This window comes from Bradyrhizobium jicamae (assembly GCF_001440395.1).
Lineage (GTDB): Bacteria > Pseudomonadota > Alphaproteobacteria > Rhizobiales > Xanthobacteraceae > Bradyrhizobium > Bradyrhizobium jicamae.
The window spans coordinates 41609-57651 of record NZ_LLXZ01000003.1; the positions used below are offsets into that span (position 1 = coordinate 41609).

14 protein-coding genes are annotated in these 16043 nt (G+C 63.8%); 9 read left to right on the forward strand and 5 right to left on the reverse strand.

The window, feature by feature from the left end; translation table 11 throughout:
• Positions 1 to 77: 77 nt before the first annotated feature.
• The 3 genes from CQ12_RS00600 to CQ12_RS00610 form a co-directional block, all read right to left on the reverse strand.
• The gene (locus CQ12_RS00600; RefSeq protein WP_057833483.1) at positions 78 to 806 is read right to left on the reverse strand and encodes a DUF3750 domain-containing protein; all 729 of its coding nucleotides are present in this window, start codon (positions 804 to 806) and stop codon (positions 78 to 80) included.
• 222 nt (positions 807 to 1028) lie between these two features.
• A complete protein-coding gene (locus CQ12_RS00605) occupies positions 1029 to 2054 on the reverse strand; it encodes a YihY/virulence factor BrkB family protein (RefSeq protein WP_083519051.1) in 1026 nt (341 codons plus the stop codon).
• Between the two features lie 107 nt (positions 2055 to 2161).
• Complete coding sequence (locus CQ12_RS00610) at positions 2162 to 3091, reverse strand: dihydrodipicolinate synthase family protein (protein ID WP_057833484.1); 930 nt, start codon at positions 3089 to 3091, stop codon at positions 2162 to 2164.
• Between the two features lie 110 nt (positions 3092 to 3201).
• Between CQ12_RS00610 and CQ12_RS00615 the strand changes: the two genes are divergently transcribed.
• The 8 genes from CQ12_RS00615 (at position 3202) to CQ12_RS00650 (ending at position 13489) form a co-directional block, all read left to right on the forward strand.
• Positions 3202 to 4389, forward strand: coding sequence for a CaiB/BaiF CoA transferase family protein (locus tag CQ12_RS00615; protein ID WP_057833428.1), 1188 nt, complete (start codon positions 3202 to 3204; stop codon positions 4387 to 4389).
• An 80-nt stretch (positions 4390 to 4469) separates the two neighbouring features.
• Entirely contained in the window at positions 4470 to 5402 is a 933-nt protein-coding gene (locus CQ12_RS00620; protein WP_057833429.1) for an alpha/beta fold hydrolase, read from the forward strand.
• Positions 5403 to 5693: 291 nt separating this feature from the next.
• Positions 5694 to 5933, forward strand: coding sequence for a hypothetical protein (locus CQ12_RS41575; RefSeq protein ID WP_083519052.1), 240 nt, complete (start codon positions 5694 to 5696; stop codon positions 5931 to 5933).
• A 407-nt stretch (positions 5934 to 6340) separates the two neighbouring features.
• On the forward strand, positions 6341 to 7813 hold the full coding sequence (locus CQ12_RS00630; protein WP_057833431.1) for a 1-acyl-sn-glycerol-3-phosphate acyltransferase: 1473 nt from the start codon (positions 6341 to 6343) through the stop codon (positions 7811 to 7813).
• Between the two features lie 187 nt (positions 7814 to 8000).
• On the forward strand, positions 8001 to 8762 hold the full coding sequence (locus tag CQ12_RS00635; RefSeq protein ID WP_057833432.1) for an SDR family NAD(P)-dependent oxidoreductase: 762 nt from the start codon (positions 8001 to 8003) through the stop codon (positions 8760 to 8762).
• 30 nt (positions 8763 to 8792) lie between these two features.
• A complete protein-coding gene (locus CQ12_RS00640) occupies positions 8793 to 9629 on the forward strand; it encodes an enoyl-CoA hydratase family protein (protein ID WP_057833433.1) in 837 nt (278 codons plus the stop codon).
• A 179-nt stretch (positions 9630 to 9808) separates the two neighbouring features.
• Positions 9809 to 12157, forward strand: a complete 2349-nt coding sequence (locus CQ12_RS00645) for a bifunctional salicylyl-CoA 5-hydroxylase/oxidoreductase (RefSeq protein ID WP_057833434.1) — start codon at positions 9809 to 9811, stop codon at positions 12155 to 12157.
• Between the two features lie 78 nt (positions 12158 to 12235).
• Positions 12236 to 13489: a flavin-dependent oxidoreductase gene (locus CQ12_RS00650; protein WP_057833435.1), complete on the forward strand. Its 1254-nt coding sequence runs from the start codon at positions 12236 to 12238 to the stop codon at positions 13487 to 13489.
• Between the two features lie 155 nt (positions 13490 to 13644).
• Here the strand turns inward: CQ12_RS00650 and CQ12_RS00655 are convergent, their stop codons facing one another.
• Positions 13645 to 14100 carry a cupin domain-containing protein gene (locus tag CQ12_RS00655; RefSeq protein WP_057833436.1) on the reverse strand — a complete coding sequence of 152 codons (456 nt, stop codon included), beginning with the start codon at positions 14098 to 14100 and terminating at the stop codon, positions 13645 to 13647.
• Between the two features lie 17 nt (positions 14101 to 14117).
• Positions 14118 to 15290: an ABC transporter substrate-binding protein gene (locus CQ12_RS00660; protein ID WP_057833437.1), complete on the reverse strand. Its 1173-nt coding sequence runs from the start codon at positions 15288 to 15290 to the stop codon at positions 14118 to 14120.
• A gap of 214 nt (positions 15291 to 15504) precedes the next feature.
• Between CQ12_RS00660 and CQ12_RS00665 the strand changes: the two genes are divergently transcribed.
• Complete coding sequence (locus tag CQ12_RS00665; RefSeq protein ID WP_057833485.1) at positions 15505 to 15999, forward strand: MarR family winged helix-turn-helix transcriptional regulator; 495 nt, start codon at positions 15505 to 15507, stop codon at positions 15997 to 15999.
• Positions 16000 to 16043 lie beyond the last annotated feature (44 nt).

Genomic DNA, 16043 nt, shown 5'->3' on the forward strand with positions numbered 1-16043 from the left:
CGATCCTCCCGACTTTCGACGTTTGACCGGAACGAAGGTTCCCATCGGTTGCCATCAATCCCGTTTGGTCCAGTGACTCACGGACCGACCGCCAGTCCGAGCCGGCCGACGCCAGGCAGTTTCAACGCGGGGCGGCGGATGTCGAAGCCGAGCACGCCGCCGAAGAAATTGAGCTCGACCCCTTCGATCCATCCGATCGTCAGCCCGAGATAGCCTCCGAGCGAAGCAAACACGCCGGTGCGCGACGGCGTGAGGCCGACCCAATCGCCATGATAAGGGTAATCCTTTCCGATCGCCGTCGGCGGCAACACCGCTTCGAGTTCCGGAACGGCATTCAGGATCGCCTGGACGAAGGTGTTGGAGTTCGGACCGGGCCAGGCGCTGTAATCCCCATAGGCGCGAAACCGGTAGGTCTCGATCACCGAGCGGATTTTGGGAATGAGTTCTTCCGCCTTCGGACCATCGACGCTGACGACCGTTTCGGGGATCGCGCCGAACCAGCGTCCATCGGCCTGGAATCCGTCGATCCGGATCGGCTCGCCCCAGGCCGTGTAATCATAGCGGCTGTAACGGCTGGCGCCGCGTTCCTTCACGACGATCCAGGTGTGAACCGCGAATATCCCGCGCCAGCGCACGGTCCTTGCCGCGAAAACCCTGATGACGGCGTCCGCATGCTCGGAGGCCTTGGGAAGCAGCCCGGCGCTCGAACGGTCGGCCGTCTGCCAGTTCTCGCGCCGCTCGCCGAGCAGATATTTCACGGCGGAAACAGCCACGGGAACGAGCATGAGCAGAAGAAAAATGACCAGGTATCTCTTCACGGCGGGGATCAGTTGGAGCGGATTGCAGGCTCTTGATGTAGGCGTTCCAATCCTGATTTCCAGTTCAGCCCTGCAAGGGTGGCAAAGGCGGGGTCAAAAATGCAGGAAGCCCAGGGCGACAAGCAGAGCGAAGGTCACGGCTGCCGAAAGCAGCAGCGAACCGAGACATCCCAGCCGGTTCGAGAAAAACAGGAACATTTGGTTGCCTGTTTATGATTTCGCTTCCCCGATCGTGTCCGCCATCGCCGCGCCGCGGCGACCCAGCGGCTTGTTTCCGCCCTCGGTGCTGTCGACCGCGGTCTGATGCTCGATCTCCGAATTGAGTTCAGCGCCGAACAACACGACGATCGTTGACATCCACATCCACATCATGAGCCCGATCGCGGCGCCGAGCGAGCCGTAGGTTGCGTCGTAATTAGCATAATTGGCCAGATAGAATGACAGCAAAGCCGATCCGGCGAGCCACGCGAGCGTTGCAAGCACGCTGCCGACGCTCAGCCAGCGCCATTGCGCCGCGCGGCGGCTGGGTCCGAACCGATAGAGCACGGCGAGGCCCACAAGCATGGTCAGGACCAGAACGGGCCACCGTCCGAACCGGAACAGCGCATCGGTGACGACCCCGAGCCCGATGGTGGATAGAACGATCGGGAGTGCGACCACGGAGCCGATGGCGAGGAGTGCAGCGACCAGCCCGCCGAAGGTGAAGGCGAGGGAAATCGCGTTGAGCTTGAAGAAACCACGCTTCTCGTCCTCGTCATAGACGACATTGAGCGCATCCATGATGGCCTTCAGCCCGCCATTGGCGCTCCACACGGCAAGCAGGAAGGAGAACAGAAAGGCCAGTCCCAGCCTGACCTCACCCTGAGCCAGGACCCGGCCGACCTGATCCCTGACGATGCCGAGAGCGCCTTCCGGCAAGATGCCCGCAAGCATCGTCATGTGTTCGTTGATCGTGCTTGCATCGGCGAAAAGTGCATAGGAGGAGACGAGGGCGGTTATCGCCGGGAACAGTGCGAGCAGCCCATAGAAGACGACGCCGGCGGCGACAGCGAGAAGGCGGTCTTCGCCGACCTGCTGGTAGGTTCGGATCAGGATATCCTTCCATCCCCTCCAGGGAATTTGCCATGGCGACACCGAGCGGCGGCCGCGGCCCTGATCGCCTGAACCTGCTGAAGCGTCCGGTTCGCGCCGCGCCGGTTCGGAGCTCGTGTCGTGCAGGTAGCTCACATTGCTCATGCCGGACCATCCCGCGTCTCTACGTATTAATGCGCGGGGAGCAGTGACGTTCCTCCGGTCACGTCACGACGGGCAGGCGGCTATGCCGCAGCGATGACGGCGATCGACTATCGCCCCCAGCGCAACACCACGGGATCGAGCTGGCGGGCGATTTCAACGAGACCCGCGCGCGCAGCCGGATGAACCCTTTGCAAGGGATGACGAACCGCGTCCGAGCCGATCACGCCGCCTTCCTTCATCAGGATTTTTGCGGCCTGCAAGCCGCACTGGCGGTTCTCGTAATTGATCAGCGGCAGCCAGCGGGCATAGGCCGCCATCGCCTCACTGCGGCGTCCCGCGAGATAGGGATCGATGATCTGCCTGATACCGTCAGGATAGCCGCCGCCGGTCATGGCGCCGGTCGCCCCGGCGTCGAGATCGGCCATCAGCGTGATGGCTTCCTCGCCGTCCCAGGGCCCTTCGATGCTGTCGCTGCCGGCTGCAATGAGATCGCGCAGCTTTGCCGCCGCCATCGGCACCTCGATCTTGAAATAGCTGACGTTCGGAATTTCCCGCGCCATCCGCGAGAGCAGATCGACCGACAGTGGCGTCCCGGCAACCGGCGCATCCTGGATCATGATCGGGATATTGATCGCGTCGGACACGGTGCGATAGAAGTCGAAGATCGCCTTTTCCGGCACGCGGAAAGTGGCGCCGTGATAGGGCGGCATGATCATCACCATCGCCGCGCCCGCCTCCTGCGCCTGGCGGCTGCGCTCGGCGCAGATGCGCGAGCCGAAATGCGTCGTCGTCACGATGACAGGCACGCGGCCGGCGACGTGCTTGAGCACCGCGACCATCACCTGTTCGCGCTCGGCATCGGTCAGCACGAACTGCTCGGAGAAATTGGCCAGGATGCACAGCCCGTTGGAGCCGGCGTCGATCATGAAATCGATGCAGCGCCGTTGCCCCTCAAGATCGAGCTCCCCCCGCTCGTCGAAAATGGTCGGAGCGACGGGGAAGACGCCGCGATAGGGCCGTTTTGCAGTCGAGGTCATCTGGGGATGTTCCGTTCGGAGAAGATCAGTGATTGTATGGTCCTCCAATTCATTCATCAACATGCTAGAAGGCCCGGAACAACCGGCAGGCCAGACATAAGGAAAGATCGATGGGGGGAGTTCTGGACGGCGTTCGCGTCCTCGATTTCGGGCGCTATATCGCGGGGCCGTATTGCGCGACGCTGCTGGCGGAATTCGGCGCGGAGGTCATTCGCGTCGAAAAGCGCGACGGCAGCGAGGATCGTTTTGTCGCGCCGGTCGGCGAAGGCGGCGAGGGCGCGCTGTTCCTGCAGGTCAACCGCAACAAGAAATGCATCACGCTCGATCCGATGAAGCCGGAGGGGCAGGAGGTGATGCGCCGGCTGGTCGCTACATCAGATGTCGTCGTCGCCAACCTGCCGCCGCAGACGCTGCGGGCGATGAAGCTCGATTATGAATCGCTGAAGGCGATCAAGCCGGACATCATCCTGACGACGGCAACCGCGTTCGGTAACCCCGGGCCGTGGTCCGACCGCGTCGGCTTCGATGGCGTCGGCCAGGTGATGTCGGGCGCGGTGTACATGACGGGCAAGGGCGATCCGCCGTACCGGGCCGCCGTGAACTGGGTCGATTTCGGAACCGCGCTGCATTGCGCCTTCGGCACGCTCGCCGCTTTGATCGAGCGCGGCAAATCCGGGCGCGGCCAGATCGTCGAGGGCGCGCTGCTCGCGACCGCGCTGTCCTTCACCAACGCGACGCTGATCGAGCAGGCGGTGATATCGGCCAACCGCGTGCCATCAGGCAATCTCGGCCAGACCGCGGCGCCCGCTGACATCTACCGCACCAGGGATGGCTGGGTGCTGTGCCAGGTCACCGGTCACCCGCTGTTTATCCGCTGGGCCCGATTGATGGGTGAGGAGGATCAATGGCTGAACGATCCGCGTTTTGCTGACGACATCAAGCGCGGCGATAACGGCCCCGTCATCAGCGAACGGATGGCGCGCTGGTGCGCCGAGCGCACCACGCAGGAAGCCGTCGACACGCTCGGCAAATCAATGATTCCGGCCGGTCCGGTGCTGAGCCCGCAGCAGGCGCTGGAGCATCCGCATATCCGCGCGACCGGCTTCATGCAGGACGTCGACTATCCCGGTTTGCCGAACCCCGCGCCGACGATGCGCGCCGCAGTGCGGCTGTCGGAAACGCCGGGCGAAATCGTCACGCGGCCACCGACGCTCGGTGAGCATACCGACCGCGTGCTGGCCGATATCGGCTACGACGCGGATGCCATCGCCGCGCTTCGCAGCAACGGGATCATCTAGATGCAGCGGCCGACGACCCGGCGCCTTGCTGGTTGCCGCCAGGCGGTTCTTCGCCTGACCGGCGCCCGGTCGTCCGCGCCATGACACTCCTCTCCATACCGTCCAATCCCGTTCCGGAGGGCGCGCATGCCGGAACGATCGGGGCGTCGGATGGCACTGCGTTGCGCTTTGCGCGCTGGGCGGCGCCGGCCACCGGCCGGGGAACCGTCTGTGTCTTCACCGGGCGCAGCGAGTGCATCGAGAAGTATTTCGAGACGGTGCAGGATCTGCGCAGCCGCGGTTATGCGGTAGCGATGATCGACTGGCGCGGGCAGGGGCATTCCGCGCGCCGGTTGAGTAACCCGTTCAAGGGCCATGTGCAGAGTTTTTCGGAGTACCAGACCGACGTGGCGGCCTTCGTCAAGCAGGTGGTGCTGCCGGATTGTCCGCCCCCCTATTTTGCACTGGCGCATTCGATGGGCGGCGCGGTGATGCTGCACGTCGCGCATGCCGGCATCGAAGTGTTCGAACGCTTCGTGCTCTGCTCGCCGATGGTCGACCTGCCGGCTCCGCGCACGTCGCTGCCGATGCGCGGCCTGATGCGCATGCTGCGCGCGGCCGGAATGGGCGAGCGGTTTATTCCGGGCGGGAACAGCGAGCTGACCAAGCCGTCGCATTTTCCCGGCAATCCCCTGACCTCGGATCCCCGCCGCTATGCCCGCAACGCGGCCATCCTGCAGGCCGATCCGACGCTCGGGATTGCATCGCCGACCGTGGCGTGGCTCGACGCGGCCTTTGCGGCGATGGCCGAGTTTCGCTCGCCGGAGTTTGCTCGCGGGATTCGTCAGCCCGTCCTGATGCTCGCGGCAGGCGACGACGCCGTCGTATCCAGCCCTGCCATCGCGGCGTTTGCGCGCCGTCTGTCGGCGGGATCGCATCGCCTGATCGCGGGCGCGAAGCACGAAATCCTGCAGGAAGACGACCGCTATCGCGACCAGCTATGGGCCGCGTTCGATGCGTTCATGCCGGGCTAGGTCGTGCACTCGTTAGCGCGCAGCCAAATTCGGACTGAAGCGCCACGAATTTACTTCCGCTTTCCGCGCACAGCGTACATGATCGGACTTGCTGCTGGCTCGATCCGTCGCGAATGACCCACAACGGACTTTGCAAACAGGCAACTCGGAGCCAGCCCCTATCAAATGCACTCAGTTGACCTGATCCGATGGTCGCTGAGGGATTGACGTGCAGCGGCGGGAATTTCTTTGTGTCTTGGGTGTTGCGTCGGTCGCGTGGCCGCACGCCAAGCGAGCACAGGAGGGCCTGGAATGAGGAAGACATTTTCTGCATTTGTCGCCGTCACAACGATTGCCGGTTCGCTCGCCACAACGCCCGCAAGCGCACAGCGTGGCGTCGCCCCAGGCGTCGCAGCTCCGGACCGCTATTGGCCCGCCCCCTACGGAGCAGGTCCCGGGCCATACGATGATTTTGGCAGTTGCGAATGGGTGACGCAGCGTTTCTGGAACGGCAATAGCTGGCGGGTCCGCCGGGTGCGGGTCTGCGGCTGATCCGCGATGGCAGCGAGATTTGCGCGGCCATAGCACCATCGACATCAAGCGGAGGCCGTCGAAATGACCGGGACCGTAAAGCGCAAGGCCGAAGAGCACTGCAGCGATGAACGATCCATCCCGGCGAACTCGATGAGTCCGTTTGTGGCACGTCGCGTTATTTGGTTGCGATGCGGAATTTGGTCGCTGTCCGGACGGTGGCGGACATCGATCAAGCAAAGCCGATCAAGCTCGATTTGTGGGTACGCACCCTGGCTCGAACGAACGTCGTCGTTATCGCGGTAGCGAACGGAAATCGTCCGGTCTCGACGCTCGGAACGCTTGTCACGGTGGAGTTCCAGACCGTATCGTGACATCGCGGAGCGGCGGCGCGCGGCGTCACGGCCGAGGCGGGATCGGGGTTTTGCATGGGGTCGCAGGTAAGCTTGCCGCTCTGGGTCGTCGTGCTGATGGCGGTCTTCGCGATCCTGGCGACGCTGGATCGTATCCTGATTCCCAGCGTGCGTTGGGCGCTGCGCCGCCGCGCCAATCGCGCCATTGAGGAGCTCAACACCAAACTGAAGCTTCGCATTCAGCCGTTCAAGCTGACCGAGCGCCAGGTGCTGATCGATCGCCTGGTGTTCGACCCGGAAGTGTTGCGGGCGGCCGAGGAATATTCGCTCCAGACCGGCGTGCCGAACGAAGTCGCGATGGAGAAGGTGAGGCGCTACGCCCGCGAGATCGTTCCGGCGTTCAGCGCCTATGCCTATTTTCGCGTCGGGACGCGGATCGCGCGCGCCGTGTCCCATATGCTGTACCGGGTGCGGATCGGCGTCCGTAACGACGAGGCGCTGGCGGCCGTCGATCCCGCTTCGTCCGTGATCTTCGTCATCAACCATCGCTCCAACATGGATTACGTGCTGGTGACCTATGTCGCCTCGACCTCGTCGGCGCTGAGCTACGCCGTCGGCGAATGGGCCAAGGTGTGGGGCCTCAGCAATCTGATCCGCTCGATGGGCGCCTATTTCATCGCGCGCGATTCCGGCGAGGCGCTCTATCGCAAGGTGCTGTCGCGCTATGTACACATGGCGACCGCCGCCGGTGTCACGCAGGCGGTTTTCCCGGAGGGCGGGCTCAGTCGCGACGGCAAGCTGCGTCCGCCGAAATTCGGGCTGCTGAGCTACATGGTAGCGGACTTCGATCCGCACGGACCGCGCGATGTGGTGTTCATCCCGGTTGCCGTCAACTACGACCGCGTGCTGGAAGACCGCATGCTGACCTCGGCGGCCAATACCGAGCCAGGGAAGAAGCCGGTGTTCGGCTTCAACGCGGCGGTCTTTGCACGCCATTTCTTCCGCCATCTCTGGCTGGCCATGCGCGGCGAGTGGTATCGCTTCGGCTATACCTGCGTCAGTTTCGGCGAGCCGGTGTCGCTGCGAAATTATGTCGAGGCCAGGAAGATCGACTTTCGCGTTCTCGCGGCCGAGCCGCGCCGTATCGAGGTCGAACGGCTCGGCAACGAGTTGATGGAGGCCGTTGGCCGCGTGGTGCCGGCGCTGCCCGTCTCGCTGGTCTCGACCGCCATCCTTGCGGCCGGCGATCAGCCGCTGACGCTGCTCGAAATCAAGGGCCGCGTATCGGCGCTGATCGGCGAGCTCGAGCGCCTCGGAACCTACGTTCACATCCCGCGCGCCGACCGCGATTACGCGATCTCCGTCGGCTTGCGGATGCTGACGCTGCGCCATCTCGTGATCGAGACCGATGACACCTACCGCGTCAACCCGAAGGAGATGGTGCTGCTGCACTACTATGCGAACGCGATCGTCCATCTGTTCAGGGATGAGGATACGGATATCGGTAGCGATGTCGCTGCGCGGTGGACCGAGAGGGTTGCTCCGTAGCTCCGTAGGGTGGGCAAAGGCGCGTAACCGACGTGCCCACCATCTATCATCGATCGGGCTGCTTGACGGTGGGCACGCTTCGCTTTGCCCACCCTACGGCTGCACGGGGTATGACGGCCCGAGGCCTTCCTTGCAAAAGCTTGAAGTTTAAAATATATGCTGGACCATCATCCTGGAGGCCTGACCGATGTCTCAATTGTCGCGTTCCTCCCATGCGCTCGTCACCGGTGGCGGGCGGGGCATTGGCCTTGCGATATCGGCGGCGCTGTCGAAGGCCGGTGCTACGGTAACGGTGCTCGGCCGCAACAGCGCGACGCTCGATGAAGCCGTCGCATCCGGCGCGGCGCAGTTCGCGGCCGTAGCCGACGTCGCTGATCAGGCGTCGGTCAAATCGGCCGTTGCGGAAGCCGCCGCGCGGCAGCCGATCGATATCCTGATTGCCAATGCGGGCACGGCGGAGTCCGCGCCCTTCGGCCGTTCCGATGCGGCGTTGTTCCAGCGGATGATGGACGTTAATTTCATGGGCGTGGTCCACGCCACGCAAGCGGTATTGCCCGGGATGGTGGAACGCCGCCACGGGCGGATCATCGCCGTCGCGTCTACCGCCGGTCTCAAGGGCTACGCCTATGTCTCGGCCTACAGCGCGGCGAAACATGCCGTGATCGGTCTTGTCCGTTCGCTGGCTCTGGAGACGGCGAAGAGCGGTGTGACCGTCAACGCGGTTTGCCCCGGCTTCACCGAAACCGACCTGCTGGAAGGCTCGATCGACAACATCATCAAGAAGACCGGCCGCAGCCGGGAGCAGGCGGTCGCCGAATTGGCAAAGCACAATCCGCAAGGACGCCTCGTCGCGCCGTCGGAAGTCGCGGACGCCGTGCTCTGGCTGTGCGGCGAGGGCGCCGGCGCCATCACAGGACAATCGATCGCCGTTGCCGGCGGCGAGGTCTGATCCAACAACAATGCACTTCAGGGAGATCCCATGAGCAAGCCCGCAAACCCCGTCACGCTGCCGCTGGCGGATTATTCGCCAAAACATTTTCTGCTCGCCGTCGTCGATCGCGTCGCCACCGTGACGCTCAATCGTCCCGAGCGCAAGAATCCGCTGACCTTCGAAAGCTATCGCGAGCTCACCGATTTCTTCCGCGCCTGCGCGATGGATGACGAGGTCAAGACCGTGGTCGTCACGGGCGCGGGTGGCAATTTCTCGTCCGGCGGCGATGTGTTCGAAATCATCGGCCCCTTGATCCAGATGGATACCAAGGGCCTCACCGCCTTTACGCGCATGACCGGCGACCTCGTGAAGGCAATGCGGGCCTGTCCGCAGCCGATCGTGGCTGCGGTAGAAGGCATCTGCGCCGGTGCGGGCGCGATCATCGCGATGGCGTCCGACCTGCGGCTGGCTGCCACCGGCGCCAAGGTCGCGTTCCTGTTCAACAAGGTCGGGCTCGCCGGCTGCGACATGGGCGCCTGCGCGATCCTGCCGCGCATCATCGGGCAATCGCGCGCATCGGAACTGCTCTATACAGGCCGCTTCATGACCGCGGAGGAGGGCGAGAAGTGGGGCTTCTTCTCCAGGATCGTCACGGCGGAACAGGTGCTGCCGCAGGCGCAGTTGCTGGGCAAGCAGATCGCGGAAGGACCGACTTTCGCCAACACCATGACCAAGCGTATGCTGGCGATGGAATGGGCGATGTCGGTGGAAGAGGCGATCGAGGCTGAAGCGGTGGCCCAGGCGCTCTGCATGACCACGGAAGATTTCAATCGTGCGTTCGAGGCGTTTTCGAACAAGCGGACCCCCGTGTTCGAGGGGAATTGAGGCCGTAGGACTGTAGCCCGGGTGAGCGCAGCGATACCCGGGGACCGCTGTTCCCGCATATCGCTCCGCTCATGCGGGCTACGAACTCCACCCGGGCCACGAACAGCCCCTTGCCAAAAATTATTTTAGGCTTAAAGTAATTTCCGGACGAGCCCGACAGCCTGTTTCGGAGGCGGCAGATGAAGATCGCGATTATCGGCGGCGGACCGGCCGGTCTCTACGCCGCGATCCTCTTGAAGAAGCAGCGGCCCCAGGCCGAGATCACGGTCTATGAGCGCAACCGCGCCGACGACACGTTCGGCTTCGGCGTGGTGTTCTCCGATGCAACGCTCGACAATTTCGAGAAATACGATCCGCCGAGCTATCGCCGCATCACCGAGGAGTTCGCCTATTGGGACGACATCGCGGTGCATTTCCGCGGTACCGTCCATCGCGTCGGCGGCAACGGCTTTTGCGGCTGCTCGCGCCGCACGCTGCTGCTGATCCTGCAGGAGCGCGCCCGCGAACTCGGCGTGACGCTGTTGTTCGAAACCGACATCGATGACGAAGCCCGCTTTGCCGATACCGATCTGATCGTGCTCGCCGACGGCATCAACAGCCGCTTCCGCGACAAGCACATCGAGCATTTCCAGCCGCAGATCGACCTGCGCTCCAACAAGTTCGCCTGGATGGGCTCGACCCGGCCGCTCGACGCCTTCACCTTCATCTTCCAGGAGACCGAGTGGGGCCCGTTCATCGCGCACGCCTATCAGTACGAGGCGGGACGCTCGACCTGGATTTTCGAGACCGATGCGGAAACGTTCAAGCGTGCGGGGCTCGAAGGCCTGGATGAACAGCAATCCGCCGACCGGATGGCTGACATTTTCGACTGGTTCCTCGACGGCCACCCGCTGCTGATCAACCGCTCGATGTGGCGCAATTTCCCGATGATCCGCAGCCAGCGCTGGGTCAAGGGCAACATGGTGCTGCTGGGCGATGCCAAGGCGACCGCACATTTCTCGATCGGCTCCGGCACCAAGCTTGCGATGGAAGATGCGATTGCGCTGGCCGACGCGATGGCGCAGGCGCCGAATGTCGACGCCGCGTTGCAGACCTACGAGCATGGCCGGCGCGAGGAAGTCGAGAAGACCCAGCACGCTGCCGACGTGTCGCTGGTCTGGTTCGAGCATGTCGACCGTTTCTGGGATTTCGACCCCGTGCAGTTCGCCTTCGGCGTCATGACCCGCGCCAAGGCGATCACCTACGATAACCTCACGCTGCGCGCGCCGGAGTTCGTCCGCGAGGTCGACAAGGCGTTTGCGAAGCAGGTGCGCAGCAAGGGCTTTGACGTCGATCTCGACAATCCCCGAGCGCCGATGTTCCAGCCACTGAAACTGCGCGAGATGGAAGTGGCGAACCGCGCGGTGGTTTCGCCGATGTGCATGTACTCGGCAAGAGAGGGCGTGCCCACTGATTTCCACCTGGTGCACTACGGCTCGCGCGCGATCGGCGGCGCCGGCCTGATCTTCACGGAGATGACCTGCGTCGGCCGCGACGCCCGCATCACGCCTGGCTGTACGGGTTTGTGGAACGACGAGCAGCAGGCCGCCTGGACGCGGATCGTCGATTTCGTCCACGCCAACTCGGCCGCAAAAATCTGCCTGCAGCTTGGCCATGCCGGCCGCAAGGGCGCGACCAAATTGATGTGGGAGGGTATGGACCGGCCACTGGAGCAGGGCGGCTGGGACACGATCTCGGCGTCGCCATTGCCCTATTTCCCGGACAGCCAGGTGCCGCGTGAGATGGATCGCGCGGCGATGGACCACGTCAAGCAGGAGTTCGTGGCGGCCACCTTGCGCGGCGTGGCCTGCGGCTTCGACATGCTGGAACTGCACAGCGCCCATGGCTATCTGCTGGCGAGTTTCATTTCGCCGCTGACCAACCAGCGGACAGACGAATATGGCGGCACGCTCGCCAACCGGTTGCGCTATCCGCTGGAGGTGTTCGAGGCGATGCGCGCGGCGTGGCCGGCGCACAAGCCGATGTCGGTTCGTATCTCCGCGACCGACTGGGCCGCCGGCGGCACCACCGGCGACGACGCGGTCGCGGTGGCACGCGCTTTCGGCGAGGCCGGCGTCGATCTGGTCGATGTCTCCACCGGCCAGACCGTCCGCGACGCGCAGCCGATCTATGGCCGCATGTTCCAGACGCCGTTCTCCGATCAGGTCCGGAACGAGGCCCGGGTCGCGACCATGTGCGTCGGGAACATCACGACCGCGGACCAGGTGAACACAATTCTGGCTGCCGGCCGCGCCGACCTGGTGGCGCTCGGCCGGCCGCATCTGGTCGATCCGTCCTTCACGATGCGGGCCGCGGCCTGGTATGGCGCCGATGTCGCCTGTCCGCCACAATATCTGCCCGGCAAGGAACAAATCTTCCGCAACAGCGTGCGCGACCGGCAGGATTTTGAAGACCTCAAAATTAAGGGTAAGCCGAAAACCCGCGCCGAGTTGAAAGCCGAGGCGACAAAGCCGCTTGCAGCCGAATAGGCCGAATGGCAGGCTCTCTCCGTCACCTCCCTCTCCCCGCAAGCGGGGCGAGGTTGAGGGAAGAGAGTGGAGTAGCGCATGAAAGCGATCATCGTCGGAGGCGGCATCGGAGGCCTCACCACCGCGCTGATGTTGCGCGCCCGCGGCATCGACTGCGAATTGTTCGAACAGTCCGACAGCATCCGCGAACTCGGCGTCGGTATCAACACGCTGCCGCATGCGATCAGGGAATTGACAGGCCTCGGACTGCTGGATCGGCTCGATGCCGCCGCCGTTCGTACCGATCAATTGTACTACCTCAACCGTCATGGCCAGGAAGTCTGGCGCGAGCCGCGTGGCCTCGATGCCGGCCACGACGTGCCGCAATTCTCGGTTCATCGCGGCCGCCTGCAAAGCGTGATTCACCGCGCTGTCGAGGAACGGCTCGGCAACGAAGCCATCCACACCGGCTGCCGTCTCGGCTCCTTCGCACAGCACGAGGGCGGCGTGGTCGCGCACTTCTTCGACCGCAGCGGCGCCCATGTCAAAACTGCGCGCGGCGATATTCTTGTTGGCGCCGACGGCATTCATTCGCGCGTGCGCGAGATGCTGTTTCCGGATGAGGGACCGCCGTGCTGGAACGGACACATGCTGTGGCGCGGCGCGCGCGACTGGCCGGCGTTCCTGACGGGACGCTCGATGATCGTTGCCGGCGGGCTCAACGCCAAGGTCGTGATCTATCCGATCGCGGAAGGATCGAGCCCGTCGAGCCGGCTGACCAACTGGGCCGTCATGGTGAGGATCGGCGACGGTAATGTGTCGCCGCCGCGCCGCGAGGACTGGTCGCGGCCCGGCAAGCGCGAGGAACTGATGCCGCATGTCGAGCGGTTCAAGGTGCCGCATGTCGATGTGCGCAGCCTGATCTCGGCGACCTCGGAATTTTATGAATATCCGTGCTGCGACCGCGATCCGCTGCCGTACTGGACGTCGGGCCGGGTGACGCTGCTCGGCGATGCCGCGCATCCGATGTATCCGGTCGGATCGAACGGTGCCTCGCAGGCGATCCTCGATGCCCGCGCGCTGGCCGACGAGCTGGCGCGATCGGAACATCCGCGTCAGGCGCTGGTAGCCTATGAGAAGAAGCGCCTGCCGATGACGGCGGATATCGTGCGCGCCAACCGCCGCGGCGGTCCCGAAGGCGTGATCGACGCGGTCGAACAACTGGCGCCGGATGGGTTCACCGATATCGAGAAGGTGTTGAGCCACGCCCAGCGCGAGGCGATCGTGCGCGGCTATGCCTCCAAGGCCGGTTTTGCGGCACCGCCGCTGGGGCTTGCGGCGGTGAGAGGGTAGGACCAGAAATCGCCGTCATGCCCGGGCTTGTCCCGGGCATCCACGTCTTGACGACGTTGCAGCCCCGTAGCCTGGGTGAGCGCAGCGATACCCGGGACACTGCCGACGCGGGCATCCCGGATGTCGCTTCGCTCATCCGGGCTACAAGTATTCCCTCACGTCCCCGGAGGCGGCGGCAGGAAGTGGATGTTGTGCTCGGCGGCCAGTGCCACCACCGCATCCGGCTTCTGCTCCTTCATGTTGTGGATCGCCCAGAACAGGTCATAGAGCCGCCGCGTCGGCGACACCCAGAACAGCGTCTTCGCCGTGCGGCCGGACTTGTTGAAGATGCCGTGCGGCTTGCCCAACGGCAGCCGCACCAGATCGCCCGGCGAGCCTTGCGTGTCGGCACCGTCGAGGAAGAAGTCGAGCTGGCCTTCCAGGATGTAGAGATATTCGTCCTGGTCGGGATGGATATGCGGCGGCACGAAGGTCTCGGGCGGGAACGTCGCATGCCATGAGAAGGAATGCTCGGTGACGCTCTTCGGCACATAGGTCTGGCCGAGGATGCTCCAGGAAATTCCCTGAATGCCCTCATTGGCGCGGGTGATGCCGGCGATTTCGGTTTTCATCGTCTCGTTCCCTTCTGTTATTTGGCCGCGCAGTCCTTGGCGTAACGGTCGCCGTAGTTGGAAAACACCTTCTCGACGATCTCGGTCTGGAACTTGCCGTCGGGCCGCTTCGCGACCTTGGTCAGATAGAAATTCTGGATCGGATAGCCGTTGACATTGAACTTGAAGTCGCCGCGCAGCGACGTGAATTCGGCCTTTTTCAGCGCCGCTGTGACGGCGTCCTTGTTCTTGAGGTCACCCTTCACCGCCTTCACCGCGCTGTCGATCAGCATCGCCGTGTCGTAACCCTGCATGGCGTAGGTGCCGGGTACGCTGTTGTAGGCAGCTTCATAGGCGGCGACGAACTTCTTGCTCTGCGGATTGTCCATGTCGGGCGCCCAGTTGGCGCCGCCGAACATGCCGACCGCGGCGTCCTGCTGCGCGGGCAGGGTGGATTCGTCGACGGTGAATGCTGACAGCACGGGAATCTTGTCGGCAAGGCCGGCCTGCCGGTATTGCTTGACGAGGCCGACGCCCATGCCGCCCGGCATGAAGGTGAAGAGCGCATCGACCTTGGAGGACGAGATCTTGGTCAGTTCGACCTGGAAATCCAGCGTGCCGAGCGGCGTGTAGCTTTCCTCGGCGATCTCGCCCTTGTAGTCGAGTTTGAATCCGGCCGCCGAGTCCTTGCCGGCCTGATAGTTCGGCACCAGCACATACATGCGCTTGTAGCCGCGGTCCTGCGCGACCTTGCCGAGGATCTCATGCACCTGGTCGTTCTGGTAGGAGGTCACGTAGAAGAACGGGTTGCACTCCTTGCCGGCATAGCTCGACGGCCCCGCGTTCGGGCTGATCAGGAACGTCTTGTTTTCGGTCACCGGCCGGTGGATCGCCTGCAGGATGTTGGAGAAGATCGGCCCCACCACGAAATCGACCTTCTCGCGCTCGAGCAGGCCCTTGACCTTGGTCACGGCGCCATCGGGCTTGAGCTCGTCGTCGACAACGACGACCTCGACGTCCTTGCCGGCCATCTTGCCGCCGAGATCCTTGATGGCGAGTTGGAGGCCGTCGCGGGATTGCTGGCCGAGCACGGCCGCCGGGCCGGACAAGGTCGTGATCACGCCGATCTTGATTTTCTCCTGCGCTGCGGCGGGAGCCGCGGCAACACCCAGCACAACGGCAAGTCCGGTCAGCTTCAACGACTGCTTCATGATTATTCCTCCGTCCGGCCTTGGCGGCCGAAACTCACGCCACACCCAAATGCTTGAAGCGCAGCTTATTCTGACGGCGACGGCACCTGCAAGCAGAACGCTTCCATGCAAGCCATGCGCCAATTGCTTGAAACCTAAAGAAATCTGGGCAATGATCGCAGAGCAGCGTTCTGTTCGGGACCTCCGAACGACCAAGCCGGACAAGATTTGCATCATGATCCTCGATTCAGAGACCAAGGCCGTCGAACTCCCCGAGCATCACGGTGACGAACTCCGGCTGTGGCTTCGCCTGCTGACCTGCACGACCCTGATCGAGGGCGAGGTGCGCAGCCGCCTGCGCGAACGCTTCGATGTCACGCTGCCGCGGTTCGACCTGATGGCCCAGCTCGACAAGGTGCCCGAGGGCATGACGCTATCGGATGTCTCCAAGCGGATGATGGTCTCGAACGGCAACGTCACCGGCCTGGTCGAGCGCCTCGTCGAGTCCGGTCATCTCGACCGCCGCACCTCGGATGCCGATCGCCGCGTCCAGGTGATCCGCCTGACCAAGGCGGGCCGCGCCGAATTCCGCAAGATGGCGGCAGAGCACGAATTATGGATCGCCGACGTGTTCGGCGACCTGACGCCGAAGGATGTTCGCGAATTGATGCGTCTGCTGGCCAAGACCAAGGCGTCAGCGCAGAAATCCGCAAAGGCACGGGCGGGTTGAGGTTGAGGCTAAAGCGCGCAAGTGCGCATGTTCTTGAGATGACG

Bases quoted from the DNA above. Each gene is read 5' to 3' on its own strand.
- CQ12_RS00605 (WP_083519051.1), bottom strand. From the start codon at position 2,054: ATGAGCAATGTGAGCTACCTGCACGACACGAGCTCCGAACCGGCGCGG.
- CQ12_RS00610 (WP_057833484.1), bottom strand. From the start codon at position 3,091: ATGACCTCGACTGCAAAACGGCCCTATCGCGGCGTCTTCCCCGTCGCT.
- CQ12_RS00615 (WP_057833428.1), top strand. From the start codon at position 3,202: ATGGGGGGAGTTCTGGACGGCGTTCGCGTCCTCGATTTCGGGCGCTAT.
- CQ12_RS00620 (WP_057833429.1), top strand. From the start codon at position 4,470: ATGACACTCCTCTCCATACCGTCCAATCCCGTTCCGGAGGGCGCGCAT.
- CQ12_RS41575 (WP_083519052.1), top strand. From the start codon at position 5,694: ATGAGGAAGACATTTTCTGCATTTGTCGCCGTCACAACGATTGCCGGT.
- CQ12_RS00630 (WP_057833431.1), top strand. From the start codon at position 6,341: ATGGGGTCGCAGGTAAGCTTGCCGCTCTGGGTCGTCGTGCTGATGGCG.
- CQ12_RS00635 (WP_057833432.1), top strand. From the start codon at position 8,001: ATGTCTCAATTGTCGCGTTCCTCCCATGCGCTCGTCACCGGTGGCGGG.
- CQ12_RS00640 (WP_057833433.1), top strand. From the start codon at position 8,793: ATGAGCAAGCCCGCAAACCCCGTCACGCTGCCGCTGGCGGATTATTCG.
- CQ12_RS00645 (WP_057833434.1), top strand. From the start codon at position 9,809: ATGAAGATCGCGATTATCGGCGGCGGACCGGCCGGTCTCTACGCCGCG.
- CQ12_RS00650 (WP_057833435.1), top strand. From the start codon at position 12,236: ATGAAAGCGATCATCGTCGGAGGCGGCATCGGAGGCCTCACCACCGCG.
- CQ12_RS00655 (WP_057833436.1), bottom strand. From the start codon at position 14,100: ATGAAAACCGAAATCGCCGGCATCACCCGCGCCAATGAGGGCATTCAG.
- CQ12_RS00660 (WP_057833437.1), bottom strand. From the start codon at position 15,290: ATGAAGCAGTCGTTGAAGCTGACCGGACTTGCCGTTGTGCTGGGTGTT.
- CQ12_RS00665 (WP_057833485.1), top strand. From the start codon at position 15,505: ATGATCCTCGATTCAGAGACCAAGGCCGTCGAACTCCCCGAGCATCAC.